This window comes from Pseudomonas petrae (genome assembly GCF_021728295.1).
In the GTDB taxonomy this organism is placed as follows: domain Bacteria; phylum Pseudomonadota; class Gammaproteobacteria; order Pseudomonadales; family Pseudomonadaceae; genus Aquipseudomonas; species Aquipseudomonas petrae.
In genome coordinates this window covers 35,350-55,339 of the sequence record NZ_JAKJXE010000007.1, presented here as the reverse complement: position 1 = coordinate 55,339, position 19,990 = coordinate 35,350, and the positions used below count along the sequence as shown (strand labels likewise).

The following is a 19,990-nucleotide window of genomic DNA, read 5'->3' as shown; positions in this document are numbered from 1 at the left end:
GCCATCCAGCTGTTCATTCCATTTCTCCAGAATCCGTAAATATTTGAAATCGTCAGCTGGAGGGTTTTTGTTATGGAAAACCAGCACAACATTCAGGTGTACGAATGCATCGGCAGGTTCGGGAGAATCTGAAATCGATGTCGGAATTGTCCGACAGTGGTGTTCGAGGCGGGGGATAGGCAGGGGAAAAAAGCGGGGTCCAGAAACAATCAAGCCCGGCAATGGCCGGGCTGGGGGAGGAGCGAGGCGTCGATCAGCTCAAGTGGCTGGCACCTACGTGGTCTGCACCGTCAGCGGCAACGCGGTTTGCACCAACGCGGTCTGCACCGTCAGCGGCAACGCGGTTTGCACCAACGCGGTCTGCACCGTCAGCGGCAACCCGGTTTGCACCAACGCGATCAGCACCGTCAGCGGCAACGCGGTTTGCACCAACGCGATCAGCACCGTCAGCGGCAACGCGGTTTGCACCGACGCGATCAGCACCGTCAGCGGCAACGCGGTTTGCACCGACGCGATCAGCACCGTCAGCGGCAACGCGGTTTGCACCAACGCGATCAGCACCGTCAGCGGCAACGCGGTTTGCACCAACGCGATCAGCACCATCAGCGGCAACGCGGTTTGCACCAACGCGGTCTGCACCATCAGCGGCAACACGATTGATGTTGGTGTGGGAAGAACCGTTTTCAGCGACGACAGGTGCGTTCACAAATTGGGCGGCATCAACAGCGGGGAGGGCGAAAGCGCTGGTTGCCAGTACAGAGAAGGCCAGGCCAAGGATCAGTGTGTTGGTTTTCATGAGGGTTGCTCCAGTACGTTAGATGAGTGGGTAACTCGGTATGGAGCTGATGTTACTCGCCGCAAAATTAATCAGAACTCAATACGATTGGTAGCGAACATCGTCGGCGTTGATAGTTGATCCACCGGCGGCTCGCCCCGATGCAAGCGCTGTTCTCTTCCGCGTGACCGCTGGCAAGGCTGGCAACAAAACATTGACGGGCGTCGCTAACGCAGCGACCCGGCACCCTCAACGTAACTCGTGGGTCATCATCGTCAAACGCTGGCGTCAATCTTTGTGCCGTCCTTTGTATCGGACATGAAATATTTCAACTGTTGATCGGTCGGCCAAGCCCCTACCGTGCATAGGCCGCGAGACTTCGCTGCCGCCGAGTGCGTTTTCTCAATCAGGACGGGACGTTGGGCCATGGGATCAGTTCAGCGATTTACCACGCTAGACAGCTTCAGGGGCGTTTTCGCCTTACTGGTGGTGTTCTATCACCTGCATGTCGTGGGCGCTTTCATCGAGCTGCCGTTTTTTCGCAGAGCTGACATCCTGCTCAACTTCTTCTTCGTGCTCAGCGGTTTTGTCCTGGCCCACTCGTATGGGCTGAAGCCGCAGTTCGGTTTCAAGCGTTTCGTCATCTCACGCATGTTCCGCCTGTACCCGCTGCACGTCGTGATGCTGCTGGTGTTTATCCTCTTCGAAGGGGTGCGTTGGGCGGCCTACAAGAAAGGCTTCACCCTGAACAACGTGCCGTTCACCGGGCTCTTCGCCCCGTCAGAGATCCTGCCCAATCTGCTGTTGGTGCAAGCCTGGACGCCGCTCACCGAAACGATGTCGTTCAACTACCCGTCGTGGAGCATCAGCATCGAGTTCTACATCTACATGCTCTTCGGCGCGCTGTGCCTGCTTTCGTTGAGAAGCCGCTTTCTGATGTTTGCCTGCGTGGCCGTCGTTGCATTCACAATGATCTTCACCGAAAACGAACCGCTGGTCTGGCGCGCCATGCTGGGTCTGTCCTGCTTCTTCGCCGGCAACATCACGTACCTGGCCTACCTGCTGATTCGCGACCGATTCGTGCCGGTGCGCTGGCTGATGACGCTGCTCGAAGTGGCGCTGACGTGCACAACGTACTGGATGGTGATGAATGACTACAGCGACCGCTCGCCCATTGCCAGTCTGACGTTCTGCGTGCTGGTGCTGGTGTTCGCATTCGAAGCCGGGCTGGTATCGTCTCTCCTGAAAACCGCCGTCTTCAGGCTGCTGGGCAAATTGTCGTACTCCATCTATATGACCCACGCCGCGCTGCTGTTTTGCCTGTCGACGGCGTTCATCGTGGCGCAGAAGCTTACGGGCCGCGACCTGTCGCCAATGATCAATGGTCAGCGTTTCATGGACACCGGTTCAGAGCTGGGCAACAACGCGCTGGTGGTTGCCGTCACCCTCGTGGCGATCGGCCTGGCTGCTCTGGCCCACACGTACATCGAGCTGAAGGGCGTCGAGTTGGGCAAGTGGATGTTCGGGCGATCGCAGGGCAAGGCGCCGGTCAATCAGGGCATTGGTGGTGGCTTGAAGCCGCAGGTCGATCGCGCGGCGTGAACCCCCAATGGTTGCGCTGAGCCTTACTCGCGGCGCAGCCAATCAGCCACCCCCAGCCCTGCCGCGCGGCCGCTCGCGAAACAGGCGGTGAGCAGATAGCCGCCGGTTGGCGCCTCCCAGTCGAGCATCTCGCCGGCGCAGAACACGCCGGGCAGCGACGGAATCATCAGTTGCTCGTTCAGCGCTTCGAACCTCACCCCGCCCGCCGTGCTGATGGCTTCGTCCAGCGGGCGCGGCTTGATCAGTGTCAGCGGCAAGGCCTTGATCGAACGCGCAAGCAGGGCCGGATCAGCGAATGACGCTGCGCAGAGGAGCTCACGCAACAGCGCCGCCTTTACGCCGTCGAGGCCCAACTGGCTGTGCAGATGCTTGGACATCGAGCGTGAACCGCGCGGTTTGCTCAGGGCCTTCTGCACCTCGGCGACGGTTTTGCCGGGCAGCAAATCAATCTCGACCGTGGCCGAGCCCGACTGATTGATCGCCTCACGGATCTGCGCGGACAAGGCGTAAACGAGGCTGCCCTCCACGCCAGTCTGCGTGATCACGCATTCGCCCAGTCGCAGGGTTTGCCCCTGCAGGCCCATCGCGATGTTCTTCAGCGGCGCGCCGGCGAACTTGCTGCGCAGCAGTTCGCTCCAGGCCGAGACTTCGAACCCGCAGTTGGCGGCTTGCAGCGGCGCAATCTTGACACCGCGTTGTTGCAGCAGCGGCAACCACGCACCGTCCGAGCCCAGCCGCGACCAGCTTGCCCCGCCCAACGCCAGCAGCGTGGCGGCAGGGTTCAGGGCGAGTTCACCTTCGGGGCCGGCGATCCGCAACATATTGTCGGTATTCCAGCCCAGCCATCGGTGACGGGTGTGGATAACTACGCCGGACTCACGCAGGCGCTTGAGCCAGGCGCGCAGGAGCGGCGCGGCTTTCATGTCGGTGGGGAACACGCGCCCCGAACTGCCGACGAAGGTCTGGATGCCCAATCCGTGAATCCACTCGCACAGCGCCTGCGCGCCGAAGCCGCGTAGCAAGGGCGCGATCACCAGGGCGCGCTCGGCGTAGCGGGCAACAAACGCAGGCGAAGGCTCGGAGTGGGTGATGTTCATGCCGCCGACGCCGGCCAGCAGAAACTTGCGCCCGACTGACGGCATGGCGTCGTAAAGATCCACCTTGAACCCTGCCTGGCTCAGCACTTCAGCGGCCATCAGGCCGGCAGGGCCGCCGCCGATGATGGCGACTGTCTGGGTGCTTGAGGTGGCGGTTAACGTCATGGCTAAGCGGACACTGGTTGGGTGAGGGGCGCGCATTCTACGCGAGCTTCGTGAAACGCGGCCAGCCTGTGGAAAACTAATCGATCAAAAAACGTACAGTACGCGCCAGGCCCAGTCTTGTCAGGGGATCATGACCTTGCGCTCAGGTTATCCACAGGCCGTTCCACAGGGGATGTGGGTAAGTTCTGTCATCACTCAAAGCCCGCGCTCTACCCATACGCGCTGCGCACTGTGGTGCAGAATCCCGTGCCGCCGGGCGAGCGCTTCTCGGTCCTTGCTGTAGCCACCGCCAATAACGCCCATCACCGGAATGTCCCGGCCCAGGCAATGACGCATCACCGCTTCGTCACGGCGGGCAACACCTGCGTCGGTCAGCTGCAAATACCCCAGCGCATCGTCCTTGTGCACATCCACGCCGGCGTCGTACAGCACCAGGTCAGGCCGATACAGCGGCAACAGGTAATTGAGCGTGTCGTCGACTACCTTCAGGTAGTCGTCGTCACCCATGCCCATCGGCAGCGGAATGTCCCAGTCACTTTGGGCCTTGCGCGCGGGGAAGTTCTTTTCGCAGTGCAGCGAGACGGTGATTGCGTCATCGGTGTGTTCGAGGATCCGCGCGGTGCCGTCGCCCTGATGCACGTCGCAATCGAAAATCAGCACCCGGTCGACGCGTCCGCTTTGCAGCAGGTACTGACTGATGATCGCCAGGTCGTTGAAGATGCAAAACCCGGCCGGGTAATCGTAATGCGCATGATGGGTGCCGCCGGCGAGGTGACAGGCCATTCCGTGCTGCAGCGCAAGTTCCGCTGTCAGCAGCGAGCCACCCACCGCGCGTACCGTACGTCGGGCCAGATCCTCGGTCCACGGCAGGCCAAGGCGACGTTGATCTTCCCTCGACAGCGCGCCTTCCATATAGCGACTGATGTAACCAGGGTCATGGCCCAGCGCGAGGATGTCCGTTGGGCAGACCTGCGGGCGAAACAATTGAGCATCTGTTGTCAGGCCGGTGTCGATAAGGTGGTCGCGCAGGAGCCGAAACTTGTCCATCGGGAAGCGATGGTCGGCCGGAAAGTCCGGGCTGTAGTCTTCGTGGTAAATGAGGGGCAGGGGCATGGTATGCACGCGTCTGGTTCGAAGGGGAATCTTGCCAGTTCTGACGATCACCGCACAGCGATTTGCCTGAGCGGGGAGATCGCCAGCCGGCGGGCAATTTGAAAGGCGAGGCAAAAGGGAGACGATCGATGGAGCCGATTCTTGAGCTCAGCAGCGCGCGCTTGTTGATGCGTCAATGGCGAGATGATGATTTGCCAGCCTTCGCGCAGATGTGCGCCGATCCACAAGTGATGCGCTACTTTCCGCAGCCCTTGAGCCGCATGGAAAGCGCCAAGTTGATCGGCCGCGTGCGCGGGCATTTTGCCGAGTACGGCTTTGGGTTCTGGGCCCTTGAGCGCAAGGACACCGGCGAATTCATCGGTTTCACCGGCTTGAGTGTGGTGGGCTTCGAGGCAGGATTTACGCCTGCGGTGGAAATCGGCTGGCGCCTGGCCCGCGAGCATTGGGGCCTGGGTTATGCCAGCGAAGCCGCCTGGACAGTGCTCGGCTGCGGCTTCGAGCATCTGGACCTGGACGAAATCGTGGCGTTTGCGGCGGTCAATAATCTGCCCTCGCAGAAGGTCATGCAGGCCATCGGCATGCGCAATGATCCGGCCGACAACTTCGATCACCCCAAATTACCCACCGGCCATCCCCTCAGGCCCCACGTGTTGTATCGAATCAACCGAAAGGGCTGGCTGGCGACCCTGTGATTCGCTGCGGGAATCGGACTACAAACCTCTGTATCATTTCGCCCAACTTCCATGGGCGCCGACCTTCGCCGCCCATGGCCTGATTGATGTGATGACGGTCGGCGAGACGACCGTGTGAGGAACCCTGAATGAGTCACGTACTGGATGATCTGGTGTCGCTGTTGAGCCTGGAGCCGATCGAAGAAAACCTCTTCCGCGGACGCAGCCAGGACCTTGGCTTTCGCCAGCTGTTTGGCGGTCAGGTGCTGGGGCAGTCGCTGTCGGCGGCGAGCAAGACGGTCGAAGACGCGCGTCATGTGCATTCACTGCATGGCTACTTCCTGCGGCCCGGCGATGCGCACTTGCCAGTGGTGTATCAGGTCGACCGGGTCCGTGATGGCGGCAGTTTCAGCACGCGCCGAGTGACGGCGATCCAGAAAGGGCAGCCGATCTTCACCTGCAGCGCGTCGTTCCAGTACGACGAAGAAGGCTTCGAGCACCAGACCCAGATGCCACAAGTGGTCGGCCCGGAAAGCCTGCCGTCGGAGCTGGAACTGATGCGTCAGCGCGAGCACCTGATTCCGGAGCACATGAAGGACAAGCTGCTGTGTCCCAAGCCCATCGAGTTCCGGCCAGTCACCGAGTCTGATCCCTACAACCCGAAGCCTGCTGACCCGGTCAAATACATCTGGTTTCGCGCTGACGGCACGTTGCCCGACATCCCTGCCTTGCACCGCTACATGCTTGCCTACGCGTCGGATTTCAACCTGCTGACCACGTCGTTGCTGCCCCACGGCAAGACGGTCTGGCAGAAGGACATGCAGATCGCCAGCCTCGATCACTCGCTGTGGTTCCACGGCGAACTGCGCGCCGACGACTGGCTGCTCTATGCCATGGACAGCCCGTGGGCGGGCAATTCACGCGGGTTTTCCCGTGGCAGCGTGTTCAACCGCGCGGGCAAGCTCGTTGCTTCGGTCAGTCAGGAAGGTTTGATTCGCCACCGTAAGGATTGGTCATGAGCCTCACACAGGTACGCCACTGGGTATTCGACATGGACGGCACGCTGACCGTCGCTGCCCATGATTTTCCGGCCATCAAACGCGCGCTGGATATCCCCCAGGAGGACGACATTCTCGGCCATCTCGCCGCGCTGCCTGCCGATGTTGCGGCGGCGAAACACGCCTGGCTGCTGGAGCACGAGCGCGCGTTGGCGATTGAGTCCAGACCCGCCACTGGCGCGGTTGAGTTGGTGAGGGAGCTGGCGGGGCGAGGCTATCGTCTCGGTATCCTGACGCGCAATGCCCGGGAGCTTGCCCACGTGACGCTGGACGCCATCGGCATCGCGGACTGCTTTGCGGTAGAAGACGTGCTCGGCCGTGACGAGGCCGCGCCCAAGCCTGATCCGGGCGGCCTGCTGAAACTCGCGCAAGCGTGGAATGTGCAGCCGTCGGAAATGGTGATGGTGGGCGACTATCAGTTCGACCTGGCCTGCGGTCGGGCGGCAGGCACTCAGACCGTGCTGGTCAATCTCCCGGAAAATCCATGGCCGGAACTGACCGACTGGCATGCGGCCGACTGCGTGGCGTTGAGGAAGATGATTGGCGCGAGTCGCTGATGCGGCTGCGTTTAAATAGTAGGACCGGCTTCAGCCGGGAAGGCGTCCGGCAATTCACCACAAAATTGATGGTGTTCACACCGGCCTCTTCCCGGCTAAAGCCGGTCCCACTGTCGAATCGCGCTCAAATAGTGGGACCGGCTTCAGCCGGGAAGGCGTATGGCGATACACCGCAAAATTGGAGGTGTACGTGCTGGCCTCTTACCGGCTAAAGCCGGTCCTACGTAGTGCCGCGTCTAGACAGTGGGACCGGCTTCAGCCGGGAATGAGCCGGGACCCACCGCAGCCTTTAACCGATATCAATTCGCCTTGAACAACGCCGTCTGCCCTTCAGGTGAGGTGAAGATCGCGTCGCCGTTGTGCCCGACGTTTTTCACTTCCACCAGACGCTGATTCAAGCCTTCCGGGTGGCGCTTGGTCAGGTAATCGAAGTAGTTGTGACCGCGGGCCAGACGCTGCGGCCCCTGAGCTTCTGCACCGCAATCCTTGTCCAGCGCCGGGTGCTCCGGATCGGTGTCCAGCTCGCCCAACAGATAAGTAATGTCCCGCTTCACGTATGCGGCCTCAAGCTCGGCGGGTGTTTCCTTGCCGGCATACGCGGGTAGCTTGTTCAGGCCGTATTTCCAGGTGTCGAAGGTCGGGCAGCTCGCCGCATCGACCGGCATCGGTCGGGTCGCGTCGAAGTACGCGTACGAGGACGGGTTGGCGATCACATAGCGTAGCTTGATGCCTTCCTTCTTCAGCAACGCGTCTTCCTTGCCACCGATCATTGCGTAGCGCTGCACCACCTGAGCACCGCCCGAATGGCCAGCGATCACGATCTCTTTGAGATTGGGAAAGAGCTTGCTGTCGCTCAGACGCTTGAGGATGTGATCGATGACCACAAAGGAGCTGACCGGCTTGGGACCCAACGACTTCTCGCCCGCCATCCAGTCATTGGCGTGCCAGCGCAGTACCGACTCGGGCAGGCGGTGCTCTGCGATGTCTTTTTCGTCGAGAAATTGAGGCGCGATCAGCAACGTTTTCGAGCGCTGCCTGGACTGATTGGCTGCGCGCTCGACACTGCGCAGGTAGGTTTGCGCGTTGCGCAGCCGACCGTGAAAAACAATGACCACCCGCTGGACCTGGGGGCTGGGACGAACCCAGTTCTGACTCAGGCCGAGGGTGGCCTGGGTCGTCCCGTTGATCTGCAGCCGGTCGGGGCTGATGGATTTAACCGCCTGATCCGCCGCATGAGCATTGAGGCTCATCAGGGTGCCCAACAACAGGATCGAAAGCGGTTTCATCATGTGATCAGAGGCTCTTGGCGGCGAACGTATCGCATTGGTTGATTTGTCCCTGGGCAAAACCTGTCTTGAACCAGCGAACCCGCTGGGCAGAGGTGCCGTGGGTAAACGAGTCTGGCACGACCCGGCCCTGACCCTGTTGCTGCAAGCGGTCGTCGCCAATGGCGTTGGCGGCGTTCAGCGCTTCCTCAATATCACCCGGCTCCAGCCAGTTCAAACGCTTTTGTGCGTTGTTGGCCCAAACACCTGCCAGGCAGTCAGCTTGCAGCTCCTGACGCACCAGCAAACCGTTGTCACCTTCCATTTTCATGCCGCGTTGGCGGGCGGCGTCAACTTTAGCCGAAACCCCCAATAAGGTCTGCACATGATGGCCAACTTCGTGAGCAATCACGTACGCCTGAGCGAAATCTCCCGCCGCCTTGAAGCGCTGACTCATTTCACGGAAGAACTCCATGTCCAGGTACACGCGCTGGTCAGCCGGGCAATAGAACGGGCCGCTCGCCGAAGAGGCGGAGCCACAGGCCGATTGCACCCGACCGCTGAACAGGATCAAGGTCGGTGCCTTGTACTGACGCCCGCTTTGCTGAAACACCTGCTGCCACGTGTCCTCGGTGTCGCCCAGGATCGCCCGCACGAAATCGGCTTGCTCGTCATTGGCCGGCGGCGCCTGGCGCGTTTGCGGGTTGACCGCTGCGGTCTGCTCCGAACCCATCTGGCCGGTGATCTCCCCCAGAATCCGCATCGGGTCCTGCCCGGTCAGCAGGCCAATCGCAACGATGATCACGATCCCGCCAATCCCCAGCCCCTTGCCGCCAATGCGCATCCCGCCACCACCGCCACCCCCGGAATCGCCACGTGCGTCCACGACGTTGTCACTGCGACGTCCTTTTTTCCATAGCATGGGGGAATCCTCTTTTGGTCGTGTGGGAAGTGTAGACGGCGGGCGTGCGCCGTCTGGTCTGCTGGACTAAGAGAGGAGGGGAGGGGGAATGGTTCAGGCGATCAGGTACCTGGAACCTGCGTTTAGACGTCTAGCCGCCGTCCATTGTTTTTGTAAGGGTGACGAAGCTGCGAAGGGGACGAGCGTAATTTGAGCTCGCCCCTGAGATTCAGCGGCTGGTTTAGACCCTGGCCGTCTGCTTCTCGGTGGTCTCGACAGGCGAGGCGTCGGCGAAGTGGTTGACTTGGCGCAGGGCCTTGAAGCCGACCATCCAGGCGCCCACGACACCCAGTGTGCACAGGCCGCCGATGATCGCGGCGGGCACGGCACCCCAGAGCGCTGCGCTGCTGCCGGCGCGGAATTCGCCCAGCTCGTTGGACGAACCGATAAACAGCATATTCACGGCGTTGACCCGCCCACGCATGTCGTCCGGCGTCGAGAACTGCACCAGTGTGGAGCGGATATAGACGCTGACCATGTCCGCCGCACCGGCGATCATCAAAGCCAGCAGCGACAGCCAGAACAGCGTCGACAGGGCGAACACCAGATTGGCGACACCGAACACCGCGACGGCGATGAACATGACCAGACCGACATGTCGATCAAAAGGCCGGAAGCTCAGGTACAGACCGGTGCTGACCTCCCCCAGACTCATCGCACTGCGCAGCGCGCCCAGACCTTGGGGTCCCAGGTGCAGCACTTCATGGGCATAAATCGGCAGCAGCGCCACCACGCCGCCGAGCAGCACGGCAAACAGGTCCAGGGAAATGGTGCCGAGGATGATCGGTCGCGAGCGGATGAAGGCGATGCCGGCAGTGAAGCGCTTCCAGGCCGTGGACTCGAGGATCTGCTTCTTCCCGGCATAGAGCACCGGCACGCGGATCAGCAACAGCACGCCAGCGATGAAGCTGGCCATGCACACTGAATAGGTCAGCCCGCCGCCGCCTGCCGCATACAACCCGCCACCGACCAGAGGCCCGGCGATGGTGGCGATGCGCATGATCATGCTGTTGGTGGCGATGGCCGAGGCGAGTTTTTCCCGCGGTACCACTTGTGGCAGCAGGCTCTGCAACGCCGGCCCGGTGAACGCCCGCGCGCATCCGAACAGGGCCAGGGTGGCGTAGATCAGTCGAGTGTCTTGATGGTGCGTGACCGAGAACAGCATCAGCATCAGGCTGCACATCGCTTGCACCGACCAACTGATGGTCAGGATCAGCTTGCGATCGTAGCGGTCGATCAGGTCGCCGGCTGGCATCAACAGCAGCAGCATCGGAATGAACTGTGCCAGGCCAACATAGGCCAGGGAGATCGGGCTGCGGGTCATGTCGTAGACCTGCCAAGCGACAACCACTGCCTGAATCTGCATGGCGAAAACGGCAGCAAGACGCGCGGTCAGGAAGGCAAAAAAGCCGGGCAGCCGCAGGGCGCTTTTAGCGGAGGATTCAGAGGACGGGGCGGGCGATTCGGGGCTCAAGGCAAGGCATCCATCGAAGCGAAAGACGGCCGAGAGTTATACACCGGTCTGGCGCAGTTAGCCGCTAGCTGTCAGGAATTTAATGATGGATGGTACGGGATATGCTGCGTGCGCATGGATGTGATGCGCACAGTGTGGCGTGGTGTAATGGCTGAGGGCCTCTTCCCGGCTGAAGCCGGTCCCACTGACACACCGCTCTGTAGGAGCCGGCTTGCTGGCGAACCGTGAGCGTCAGTCGACATCCATGACTCTGACACTCCGCATTCGCCAGCAAGCCGGCTCCTGCAATTTGAACTGACCCAGCACACCAGGGTGTCAGCGGCGAACCAGCAAAACCCCCGACTCCATGTGATGGGTATACGGGAACTGATCAAACAACGCGCACCGCTCGACGCGGTGGGTGTCGTGCAGCTGTGCGATGTTCGCGGCCAGGGTTTCCGGGTTGCACGAGATGTACAGAATGCGCTCGAAGCGTCGCGTCAGCTCGCAGGTGTCCGGGTCCATGCCGGCGCGGGGCGGGTCGACGAACACGCTGCCGAAGTCGTAGCTTTTCAGATCGACACCGGCCAGACGACGGAACGGGCGCACCTCATTCAGCGCTTCTGTCAGCTCTTCAGCCGACAGTCGCACCAGCGACACGTTATTCACCTCGTTGTCCGCCAGGTTGCTCAATGCCGCGTTGACCGACGTCTTGCTGATCTCGGTCGCCAGCACCTTGCGCACGCGGGTCGCCAACGGCAGCGTGAAGTTGCCGTTGCCGCAATACAGCTCCAGCAAATCATCGTCGCGGTCGCCCAGCGCATCGTACGCCCAGCTCAGCATTTTCTGGTTCACCGTGCCATTGGGCTGAGTGAACGCGCCTTCCGGCTGGCGATAGCTGAACGTGCGGCCGGCGACTTCCAGCTTCTCGGTCACGTAATCGCGGCCGATCACCAGACGCTGACCTTTCGAACGCCCGATCACGCTGACCTTAAGATCAGCCGCCAATTGCTCGGCCTCGACCTGCCAGGCGTCATCCAGCGGGCGGTGATAGCACAGGGTGATCATGCCGTCACCGGCCAGCGTGGTCAGAAAGTCCACCTGAAACAGCTTGTGATTGAGCGTTTTGCTGGCTTCCCAACGGTCCCGCAGCACCGGCATCAGCGCATTGATCTGCTGGCTGGCGATGGGGAAATCGTTGATCAGGATCGGGGTGTGCTTGTCGCCCGGCGTGAACATGGCGTAGTGGCGCTTGCCGTCGTCGCGCCACAGGCGGAACTCGGCGCGCAGGCGGTAATGCTCGCGCGGCGAATCGAAGACCTGAGGTTCCGGCGCCTCGAACGGCGCCAGCAACTCGCGCAGGCGCGCGGCTTTCTCATCGAGCTGAGCGGTATAGCTTGCAGGGTCGAACGTAGAACTCATGGATAAAAGCCCAGCTTGATCACGAACAGAATCGACAGCACGACCAGCGCCGAATTCAGCTCGCGACCCCGGCCCGACAGCAGCTTGATCACGGTCCAGGAAATGAAGCCAAAAGCGATGCCGTTGGCGATTGAATAGGTGAACGGCATCGCCAGCGCGGTGATCACCACCGGCGCCGCTTCAGTGATGTCGTCCCAGTTGATTTCGGCAAGGCCCGAGGTCATCAACACGGCCACGAACAGCAGGGCAGGGGCGGTGGCGAATGCCGGAACGCTGCCGGCCAGCGGTGCGAAAAACAGCGCCAGCAGAAACAACACGGCAACCACAATGGCCGTCAGACCGGTCCGCCCACCAGCACTCACGCCAGCAGCCGATTCGATGTAACTGGTGGTGGTCGAGGTGCCCAGCAAGGAACCGGCCATCGCGGCAGTGCTGTCGGCGATCAGCGCACGGCCCATCTTCGGCATGTGCCCGTCCTTGCCCATCAGGCCTGCGCGTTTGGCGACGCCAATCAGGGTGCCGGAGTTATCGAACAGGTCGACAAACAGGAAGGAGAAAATCACGCTGACCAGACCGATGTTCAGTGCGCCGGGAATGTCCAGCTGCAGGAAGGTCGGCGCCAGCGAAGGAGGCATCGACACCACGCCGCCAAATGGCGAGAAGCCCATCGCAATCGAAATGATGGTCACGGCCAGAATGCCGATCAGCACCGCGCCGCGCACTTTCAAAGCTTCCAGGGCCACGATCAGCGCAAAACCCAGGGCCGCGAGGATCGGCGCCGGTTTGGCCAGATCACCCAGGCCGACCATCGTGGCGGGGTTGCTGACCACGATACCGGCGTTGTGCAGGGCAATCAGCGCCAGGAACAGGCCGATACCGGCAGCGATGGCCGAGCGCAGCGGCAGCGGGATGCTGTTGATGATCCATTCACGGATGCGGAAGATCGACAGCAGGAAAAACATCACCGCCGAAATGAACACCGCGCCCAGCGCCACTTGCCAGGTGTGGCCCATGTGCAGCACGACGGTGTAGGTGAAGAAGGCGTTAAGGCCCATGCCCGGCGCGAGCGCGATCGGGTAGTTGGCGATCAGGCCCATCACGGTGGAACCGATGGCCGCGGCCAGACACGTCGCGACGAAGATCGCGCCCTTGTCCATGCCGGTTTCGCCAAGGATGCTCGGGTTCACGAATAGGATGTAGGCCATGGCCAGAAAGGTCGTGACCCCGGCCAGAATTTCGGTGCGCACATTGGTGTTATGCGCCCTGAGTTGAAACAACCGCTCCAGCATTTAAGGCTCCCCGGTGACGCTCCGCGTCATTTATGTAGTCGACTGAAACAGCAAAGCACAGCTCACCGAAACGGCTTGCACAAATTCTGCCAGTTGCAAAAAGCCGCGCATCATACCAGCAGCTCCGGGCGATGGGGCCTGGCGCTTGTCGTCGGATTGCAAATGTCCGGATTGGCCTTGCGCCGCCATCTGCCGCACTGAGTCAAAACGCTCGTCACAAACCCTGAACGTTTCCGAAACCCCGCAAGTCGTACCCCTTAAGACGCAGATCACTGCGCTGATCGAGTACCTACCGTGAGGCTTCCCATGAGTGCAACCAATGAACAGGCGTTCGCAGGGCATTCTATCGCTCTGACGTTGAACGGCCAGACCCGACAAGTGGACGTACAGCCCTGGACCACGCTGCTGGATTTGCTGCGCGAGCAGCTCGATCTGGTCGGCACCAAAAAGGGCTGCGACCACGGCCAATGCGGTGCATGCACCGTGCTGCGCGACGGCAAACGCATCAATGCCTGCCTGACCCTGGCGATCATGTGTGACGGCGCCGAGCTGACCACGATCGAAGGGCTTGCCGACGGCGACACGCTGCACCCGATGCAGCAAGCGTTTATCAAGCATGACGCCTTTCAGTGCGGCTACTGCACGCCCGGGCAGATCTGCTCGGCGGTGGGCCTGGCCAACGAAGGCCGCGCCAGCACCGATGACGAAGTGAAAGAACTGATGAGCGGCAACCTGTGCCGTTGCGGCGCCTACAGCAATATCCGCGCAGCGGTGGTGGAAGTTTTGCCATCCATGAATGCCGCGCCGGATCAGGGAGGGCGCGGCCAATGAATCCCTTCAGCTACAGCAAGCCGTCCGACATCGCTCAGGCGGTTAACCTCGCGGGTCCTGCCAGCCGTTTCATTGCTGGCGGTACGAACCTGCTGGATTTGATGAAAGAAAACATCGCGCGCCCCGAGCACCTGATCGACATCACCGGGCTGCCGCTCAAAGACGTGCGCGCAACCGACAGCGGCGGCGTGATGATCGGCGCGCTGGTGAGTAACGCCGACTTGGCGTGGCATCCGCTGATCGAGCGCGACTATCCGCTGCTGTCCCAAGCCATTCTGGCGGGCGCATCGCCGCAGTTGCGCAACATGGCGAGCACCGGTGGCAACCTATTGCAGCGCACTCGCTGCTACTACTTCTACGACTCAACCGTGCCGTGCAACAAGCGCGAGCCGGGCACCGGTTGCCCGGCCAAAGACGGGCTGAACCGCATTCACGCGATTCTCGGCGCCAGCGATGCCTGTGTCGCGACGCACCCTTCGGACATGTGCGTTGCTCTGGCAGCGCTCGAAGCCCGCGTACACGTTCAGGGCCGCGCCGGCGCCCGGGTCATCGAGTTCGCTGACTTCCACCGCTTGCCGGGGGATGCACCCCAGCGCGACAACCAGCTCGCCGACGATGAACTGATTACCGCCGTCGAGCTGCCTGCGCCACGTTTTCAGCAGCACAGCCACTACTTGAAAATCCGTGACCGCGCGTCGTACGCCTTTGCCCTGATCTCGGTGGCAGCGGCCGTTGAACTGGATGGCGACGTGATTCGTGATGTGCGCATCGCCTTGGGTGGCGTGGCACACAAACCTTGGCGTGACACGGCCGTCGAGCAGTCGCTCAAGGGGCAGCCGGTCTCGCGGGAAAACTTTGTTGCCGCTGCCGACGCGATGCTGCGCGACGCTCAGCCGCTCGCGCACAACGCTTTCAAGATCAAGCTGGCGCGCCGCGCGATCGTTCGCGCCTTGAGCGACGCCACCTTGGGAGGAACTGTTTAATGAACGCGAACACACCAATCCCGGGAAGCTCCGCGCTGGGGCAACCGATGGACCGCGTTGATGGACGCCTGAAAGTCACCGGTCAGGCCCGCTACGCCGGCGAGTACCCGGAGCTCGGCTTGCTGCATGGCAGCGTGGTCTCCAGCACCATCGCCTCCGGCCGCGTCGTGCGCATTGATGCCTCGCAGGCGCTGGCGGTTCCTGGCGTAATCGCGGTCATCGATCACACCAACCGCCCGCCCATCGCCAGCTATGACGAGGACTATCAAGACGCCGATTCTGCTGAAGGTTCGCCGTTCCGCCCCTTTTACAATGATCGGGTGCTCTATAGCGGTCAGCCGCTGGTGTTGGTCGTGGCAGACACCCTTGAGCTGGCGCGGCATGCCGGCTCCCTTGTGCGTATCGAATACGAAATTAAGTCGCACCAGACCGACCTCAGCGTCGGCCAGGGTGACGCGCATACGGCGCCGGCCGAAACGCCGAAGCCGCGCGGAGATTTTCCGGGCGCATTCGCCCACGCCGCGGTGACTGTCGACACGCACTACAGCACGCCCAACGAACACCACAACCCGATGGAGCCGCACGCGTCGACGGTGTTTTACAAGCCTGACGGCAGCCTGGAGATCCACGATAAAACCCAGGGCACGCAGAACTGCCAGGATTACCTGCACAGCGTTTTTGGCCTGGAGAAAGAGAAGATCCGCATTCTCGCCGCCTTCGTCGGTGGCGCGTTCGGCTCCGGCCTGCGCCCGCAATACCAGCTGCCGCTGGCCGTCATGGCGGCGCTGAAACTTCAGCGTTCGGTACGCCTGACGCTGACCCGCCAGCAGATGTTTACCTTCGGCTATCGTCCACAAACCCTGCAGCACATGCGCATTGGCGCTGCCAAAGACGGCAAGCTGATGGCGATCGCCCATGACGCGATCGGCCAGACCTCGCGTTTCGAAGACTTCACCGAGCACGTCGTTGAATGGAGCGGCATGCTCTATCAGTGCGACAACGTGCAGTTGAGCTACAAGCTGGCGCCGCTGGACGTTTACACGCCCCTGGACATGCGCGCACCAGGCGCCGCCTCCGGCATGGTCGCGCTGGAATGTGCGATGGACGAGCTGGCCATTGCGGCCGGCATCGACCCCGTGCAGTTGCGGATCGTCAACTTTGCCGACAGCAACGGCAACGAAGGTAAGCCGTACTCCAGCAAAGAACTGCTGGCCTGTTATGAGCAAGGCGCCGAGCGCTTTGGCTGGAGCAAGCGCAACCCCGAGCCGCGCAGCATGCGTCAGGGCCGGCAATTGGTGGGTTGGGGGATGGCCGGCGGTGTGTGGGAAGCCATGCAAATGCCGGCCAGCGCAAAGGCCAGCATCGACAGCAGCGGCAAGATCACCGTGAGCAGCGCCACCACTGACATCGGCACCGGCACTTACACGGTCATGACCCAGATCGCCGCCGAGGCCGCCGGCGTGAACCCGGAAGACGTCACGTTCGTTCTGGGTGATTCTTCGCTGCCGACATCGCCGTTGCAGGGCGGCTCGTTCACGGTGTCGTCCGTCGGTACGGCTGTGCAGCAAGCCTGCCGTGCCTTGCGCGCCAAGCTGCTCGACGCCGTGCGCATGGCGCATCCGCAATACGCAGTGGTGGACATGGCCGATGTCGGTTACGGCGACGGTTATCTGCTCATCGACGATCAGCGTTTTGCTTATGCCGACATCGTCCGCGAGTCGTCCCACGAGACGCTGGATGTACAGATCGACGCCAAACCTGACGACAAACGCGAGGGTTATTCGACGGCGACGCACTCGGCGGTGTTCGTCGAAGTGTTAGTGGATGAAGACCTGGGCACCATTCGCGTCAATCGTGTGGTGGACGCGGTTGCGGCTGGACGGGTGGTGAACTCGAAAACCGCGCGCAGCCAGATCCTCGGCGGCGTGGTCTGGGGTATCGGTCAGGCCTTGCAGGAAGAAAGCCAGACCGACCACACCCTCGGGCGCTTCATGAACCACAGCCTGGCCGAGTACCACATCCCGGTGAACGCTGACATCGGCGAGATCGACGTGTTTTTCGTTGAAGAGAACGACAGCATCGTCAACGATCTGGGCTCCAAGGGTGTGGGCGAGATTGGCATCGTCGGCGTGGCCTCAGCCATCGCCAATGCCGTCTACCACGCCACGGGCAAGCGGGTTCGGGAATTCCCGATTACGCTGGATAAGGTGCTTTAACCACGCCTTACCCTGTGGGAGCGCGCTTGCCCGCGACCGCGGTGTGTCAGAGAACGATTACGTCACTGACACACCGCGTTCGCGGGCAAGCGCGCTCCTACAGTCTCTTTGCTGTGCCCTCCAATACTCCCTCATTCAATGTCGCCCCAGTGCAAGCACAGGTCGCGCTGGTGCGCTTGATGCTCAGGCCTGCTGCGTACTTTGCATCAACGCGGCAGCCACCGTATTGCCGTGGGTCTTCAAGCCTTGAAAAACTGCCGAAAAGAGCTGAATAAAATAACGAGCCGACCCGAGGAGCACGCATGAAGTCATTTATTCGTCATATCAGTTGCGGTGTATTGATGCTGAGCAGCACCGTCCTGCTGGCTGCAGAACCCGCCAAATGCCAGAACGTGCGCATGGGTGTGGTCAACTGGACGGACGTCGTCGCCACCAGCGCTGTCGCCGAAGTGCTGCTGCAGAACATGGGGTACGAGGTCAAACAGACCAGCGCCGCCCAGCAAATCGTCTTTGGCGGTCTGCGTGACGATCGGCTCGACGTGTTCATGGGTTACTGGAAACCGGCGATGGACAAGAACATCGCGCCCTTTGTGGCGGCCAATCAGGTCAAGGTGCTCGACGTGCCGAGCATGAGTGATGCCCAAGCGACGCTGGCAGTGCCGGACTATGTGGCGTCGGGCGGGCTGAAAACCTTCGGCGACATCGCCAAATTCAAAGACAAGCTTGGCGGCAAGATCTACGGCATCGAGCCCGGCACCGGTGCCAACGCCAACATCAAGGGCATGATCGAGAACAACCAGTTCGGGCTTGGCGGCTTCCAGCTGGTCGAGTCCGGCGAGGCGGGTATGCTCGCGGCGGTGCAACGTGCGATCAAGCGTAATGAATGGGTGGTATTCGTCGGCTGGACCCCGCACCCGATGAACATCAACATGAAGATCGCCTACCTGACCGGCAGTGAAGACGTATTCGGCCCAAGTGAAGGCGCGGCGACCGTTTCAGTGGTAACGGCGCCGGATTACGCGTCGCGCTGCCCGAACGTCAGCAAGCTGATGAGCAATCTGAAGTTCACCGCCGCTCAGGAAAGCCAGATGATGGTGCCGATCATGGACCGCAAGGCGCCGAACGACGTTGCTCGGCAGTGGCTCAAGGATCATCCTGAAGACATGAAGCGCTGGCTGGATGGCGTGACGACATTCGATGGCAAAGACGCAGCGGCCGCCGTGCAAGTGGCGGTGAATAAATAAACACGCAGGCCTGGCCAAGGGCTCGGGCTGGAGCAGCCAATGCCCAAGTCTTACCCGCTGTCCCCCGAAATGACGGCGTTCGTGACCAAAACGCTAAGCTTCAGCAGCGCGTCTGAGGATATCAACGAGCAGCGCCGCGCGTATTCCCGGATGAGTGAAGCGTTCACGCCCACCCGTCCGGCGCACCTCGATGTAAGGGATTTCGCCCTCGGCGGTGTGGCGGTGCGCAGTTACCGGCCTCAGCGGCTGTCCCTCGAACACCCGGCGCCGTGCGTGATGTACATCCACGGCGGCGGCTGGGTCGTCGGCGATCTCGATTCCCACGACTTTCTGACCGCAGCCATGGCGGCCGACCTCAACGCCGTGGTCGTTGCCGTGGATTACCGGCTGGCTCCCGAACACCCTTTTCCCGCAGGGTTCGGCGACTGTCTGGCGGTCTGGCACGCCTTGCAGATTCAGGCGCAGCGGCTGGACATCGACCCGCGTCGCATCGCCATCGCCGGGGACAGCGCCGGTGGCAATCTCGCTGCTGCAGTGTGTCTGGTATTGCGCGATTCCGGTGAACGTCAACCGGTCGGGCAGGCGTTGATTTACCCGGAGTTGGGGGGCGCCAACGATCTGCCCTCACGCCGTGAGTGCGCCGACGCACCACTTCTTTCCACCGATGAGCTGGCGTATTACCGGCAGCTTTACATGACGGAGGACGAACAATCGGCCTACGCCCGGCCACTCAACGCCGGGGACTTCCACGATCTGGCGCCTGCGTTCATCGCCGTCGCACAGTTCGACCCCTTGCGTGATGACGGCATCGCCTACGAGCGCGCGCTGCGTGAAGCGGGTGTGCGCACTGAGTTCGATCCCGGGCTCGGGCTGCTCCACGGCAGTCTCAGGGCCAAGAGCCAGGTGCCAGAAGTGGACGCGCTTTATCAGCGACTGGTCTCTGCGCTGTTGGGCTTTATTCGCTATCCGTTGTAGGACCACCACTTAGACGTGGTAAGTGCTGCGCTGCGAATCAGCCCACTCTGTTCTGCTTGCCGCCGACTGCGCCGCCCTGAAAGGTGAGTCAACTCGCCACGCGACAAAAGACCACGCGGAGCAAGTGCCGAAATGGGACTACTCTTTCACTGTCAGCTGACCTGGATCAATGCTCTGGCCTGTATTGGTCGAACTGGCCGCCTGACGCATCTCCCCGGTCGCCGACCTGAGTACGAATCCACGAGAACAAACGCCACACCTCGTACTCAATACCCCGTGGGGGCAGTCGCTGCAGGCCCCGAGTCTGAAGCCA

General features: G+C 61.6%; 17 protein-coding genes. 9 read left to right on the top strand and 8 right to left on the bottom strand.

All coding sequences use genetic code 11. The annotated features are described in order from the left end of the window. Window positions 1-273 precede the first annotated feature (273 nt). Window positions 274-654 (bottom strand): hypothetical protein, encoded by a 381-nt coding sequence (locus tag L4G42_RS26510; protein ID WP_237259374.1) that lies wholly within the window; start codon window positions 652-654, stop codon window positions 274-276. A gap of 547 nt (window positions 655-1,201) precedes the next feature. Here L4G42_RS26510 and L4G42_RS13590 point away from each other — a divergent pair. After that, a complete protein-coding gene (locus L4G42_RS13590) occupies window positions 1,202-2,377 on the top strand; it encodes an acyltransferase family protein (protein WP_237252957.1) in 1,176 nt (391 codons plus the stop codon). 23 nt (window positions 2,378-2,400) lie between these two features. Here the strand turns inward: L4G42_RS13590 and L4G42_RS13585 are convergent, their stop codons facing one another. Together L4G42_RS13585 and L4G42_RS13580 are read right to left on the bottom strand one after the other, a co-directional pair. Continuing rightward, entirely contained in the window at window positions 2,401-3,639 is a 1,239-nt protein-coding gene (locus tag L4G42_RS13585) for a TIGR03862 family flavoprotein (protein ID WP_237252958.1), read from the bottom strand. Between the two features lie 195 nt (window positions 3,640-3,834). Then, window positions 3,835-4,752 carry a histone deacetylase family protein gene (locus L4G42_RS13580; RefSeq protein WP_237252959.1) on the bottom strand — a complete coding sequence of 306 codons (918 nt, stop codon included), beginning with the start codon at window positions 4,750-4,752 and terminating at the stop codon, window positions 3,835-3,837. A gap of 128 nt (window positions 4,753-4,880) precedes the next feature. Between L4G42_RS13580 and L4G42_RS13575 the strand changes: the two genes are divergently transcribed. The 3 genes from L4G42_RS13575 (at window position 4,881) to L4G42_RS13565 (ending at window position 7,038) form a co-directional block, all read left to right on the top strand. After that, window positions 4,881-5,444: a GNAT family N-acetyltransferase gene (locus L4G42_RS13575; RefSeq protein WP_237259376.1), complete on the top strand. Its 564-nt coding sequence runs from the start codon at window positions 4,881-4,883 to the stop codon at window positions 5,442-5,444. Between the two features lie 128 nt (window positions 5,445-5,572). Further along, window positions 5,573-6,442, top strand: coding sequence for an acyl-CoA thioesterase II (gene tesB, locus L4G42_RS13570; RefSeq protein ID WP_237252961.1), 870 nt, complete (start codon window positions 5,573-5,575; stop codon window positions 6,440-6,442). After that, window positions 6,439-7,038 (top strand): HAD family hydrolase, encoded by a 600-nt coding sequence (locus L4G42_RS13565; protein ID WP_237252962.1) that lies wholly within the window; start codon window positions 6,439-6,441, stop codon window positions 7,036-7,038. Before tesB ends, L4G42_RS13565 begins: the two co-directional genes overlap by 4 nt. A 299-nt stretch (window positions 7,039-7,337) precedes the next feature. Here L4G42_RS13565 and L4G42_RS13560 read toward each other — a convergent pair whose 3' ends face one another. From L4G42_RS13560 to L4G42_RS13540, 5 genes are all read right to left on the bottom strand, one after another. Continuing rightward, a complete protein-coding gene (locus tag L4G42_RS13560; protein WP_237252963.1) occupies window positions 7,338-8,327 on the bottom strand; it encodes an alpha/beta hydrolase in 990 nt (329 codons plus the stop codon). A 4-nt stretch (window positions 8,328-8,331) separates the two neighbouring features. Further along, window positions 8,332-9,225: a KPN_02809 family neutral zinc metallopeptidase gene (ypfJ, locus tag L4G42_RS13555; RefSeq protein ID WP_237252964.1), complete on the bottom strand. Its 894-nt coding sequence runs from the start codon at window positions 9,223-9,225 to the stop codon at window positions 8,332-8,334. Window positions 9,226-9,445: 220 nt separating this feature from the next. Next, entirely contained in the window at window positions 9,446-10,738 is a 1,293-nt protein-coding gene (locus L4G42_RS13550) for an MFS transporter (RefSeq protein WP_237252965.1), read from the bottom strand. A 315-nt stretch (window positions 10,739-11,053) separates the two neighbouring features. Next, the gene (gene trmA / locus L4G42_RS13545; protein WP_237259377.1) at window positions 11,054-12,139 is read right to left on the bottom strand and encodes a tRNA (uridine(54)-C5)-methyltransferase TrmA; all 1,086 of its coding nucleotides are present in this window, start codon (window positions 12,137-12,139) and stop codon (window positions 11,054-11,056) included. Next, window positions 12,136-13,428 carry an NCS2 family permease gene (locus L4G42_RS13540; protein WP_237252967.1) on the bottom strand — a complete coding sequence of 431 codons (1,293 nt, stop codon included), beginning with the start codon at window positions 13,426-13,428 and terminating at the stop codon, window positions 12,136-12,138. Before L4G42_RS13540 ends, trmA begins: the two co-directional genes overlap by 4 nt. A 306-nt stretch (window positions 13,429-13,734) precedes the next feature. On the opposite strand from L4G42_RS13540, the gene L4G42_RS13535 reads away from it, so the two are divergent. From L4G42_RS13535 to L4G42_RS13515, 5 genes are all read left to right on the top strand, one after another. Continuing rightward, window positions 13,735-14,259 (top strand): (2Fe-2S)-binding protein, encoded by a 525-nt coding sequence (locus L4G42_RS13535; protein ID WP_074888607.1) that lies wholly within the window; start codon window positions 13,735-13,737, stop codon window positions 14,257-14,259. Beyond that, the gene (locus L4G42_RS13530) at window positions 14,256-15,242 is read left to right on the top strand and encodes an FAD binding domain-containing protein (protein ID WP_237259378.1); all 987 of its coding nucleotides are present in this window, start codon (window positions 14,256-14,258) and stop codon (window positions 15,240-15,242) included. Before L4G42_RS13535 ends, L4G42_RS13530 begins: the two co-directional genes overlap by 4 nt. Beyond that, window positions 15,242-17,458 (top strand): xanthine dehydrogenase family protein molybdopterin-binding subunit, encoded by a 2,217-nt coding sequence (locus L4G42_RS13525; protein ID WP_237252969.1) that lies wholly within the window; start codon window positions 15,242-15,244, stop codon window positions 17,456-17,458. Before L4G42_RS13530 ends, L4G42_RS13525 begins: the two co-directional genes overlap by 1 nt. Before the next feature lie 302 nt (window positions 17,459-17,760). Further along, complete coding sequence (gene choX, locus L4G42_RS13520; protein WP_237252970.1) at window positions 17,761-18,702, top strand: choline ABC transporter substrate-binding protein; 942 nt, start codon at window positions 17,761-17,763, stop codon at window positions 18,700-18,702. A gap of 39 nt (window positions 18,703-18,741) precedes the next feature. Further along, complete coding sequence (locus L4G42_RS13515) at window positions 18,742-19,677, top strand: alpha/beta hydrolase (RefSeq protein ID WP_237252971.1); 936 nt, start codon at window positions 18,742-18,744, stop codon at window positions 19,675-19,677. Window positions 19,678-19,990: the final 313 nt, after the last annotated feature.

What these genes read in the sequence shown, in the direction of transcription:
- L4G42_RS13590 (WP_237252957.1), top strand. Translation starts at nt 1,202, where the DNA reads ATGGGATCAGTTCAGCGATTTACCACGCTAGACAGCTTCAGGGGCGTT.
- L4G42_RS13585 (WP_237252958.1), bottom strand. Translation starts at nt 3,639, where the DNA reads ATGACGTTAACCGCCACCTCAAGCACCCAGACAGTCGCCATCATCGGC.
- L4G42_RS13580 (WP_237252959.1), bottom strand. Translation starts at nt 4,752, where the DNA reads ATGCCCCTGCCCCTCATTTACCACGAAGACTACAGCCCGGACTTTCCG.
- L4G42_RS13575 (WP_237259376.1), top strand. Translation starts at nt 4,881, where the DNA reads ATGGAGCCGATTCTTGAGCTCAGCAGCGCGCGCTTGTTGATGCGTCAA.
- tesB (WP_237252961.1), top strand. Translation starts at nt 5,573, where the DNA reads ATGAGTCACGTACTGGATGATCTGGTGTCGCTGTTGAGCCTGGAGCCG.
- L4G42_RS13565 (WP_237252962.1), top strand. Translation starts at nt 6,439, where the DNA reads ATGAGCCTCACACAGGTACGCCACTGGGTATTCGACATGGACGGCACG.
- L4G42_RS13560 (WP_237252963.1), bottom strand. Translation starts at nt 8,327, where the DNA reads ATGATGAAACCGCTTTCGATCCTGTTGTTGGGCACCCTGATGAGCCTC.
- ypfJ (WP_237252964.1), bottom strand. Translation starts at nt 9,225, where the DNA reads ATGCTATGGAAAAAAGGACGTCGCAGTGACAACGTCGTGGACGCACGT.
- trmA (WP_237259377.1), bottom strand. Translation starts at nt 12,139, where the DNA reads ATGAGTTCTACGTTCGACCCTGCAAGCTATACCGCTCAGCTCGATGAG.
- L4G42_RS13540 (WP_237252967.1), bottom strand. Translation starts at nt 13,428, where the DNA reads ATGCTGGAGCGGTTGTTTCAACTCAGGGCGCATAACACCAATGTGCGC.
- L4G42_RS13535 (WP_074888607.1), top strand. Translation starts at nt 13,735, where the DNA reads ATGAGTGCAACCAATGAACAGGCGTTCGCAGGGCATTCTATCGCTCTG.
- L4G42_RS13530 (WP_237259378.1), top strand. Translation starts at nt 14,256, where the DNA reads ATGAATCCCTTCAGCTACAGCAAGCCGTCCGACATCGCTCAGGCGGTT.
- L4G42_RS13525 (WP_237252969.1), top strand. Translation starts at nt 15,242, where the DNA reads ATGAACGCGAACACACCAATCCCGGGAAGCTCCGCGCTGGGGCAACCG.
- choX (WP_237252970.1), top strand. Translation starts at nt 17,761, where the DNA reads ATGAAGTCATTTATTCGTCATATCAGTTGCGGTGTATTGATGCTGAGC.
- L4G42_RS13515 (WP_237252971.1), top strand. Translation starts at nt 18,742, where the DNA reads ATGCCCAAGTCTTACCCGCTGTCCCCCGAAATGACGGCGTTCGTGACC.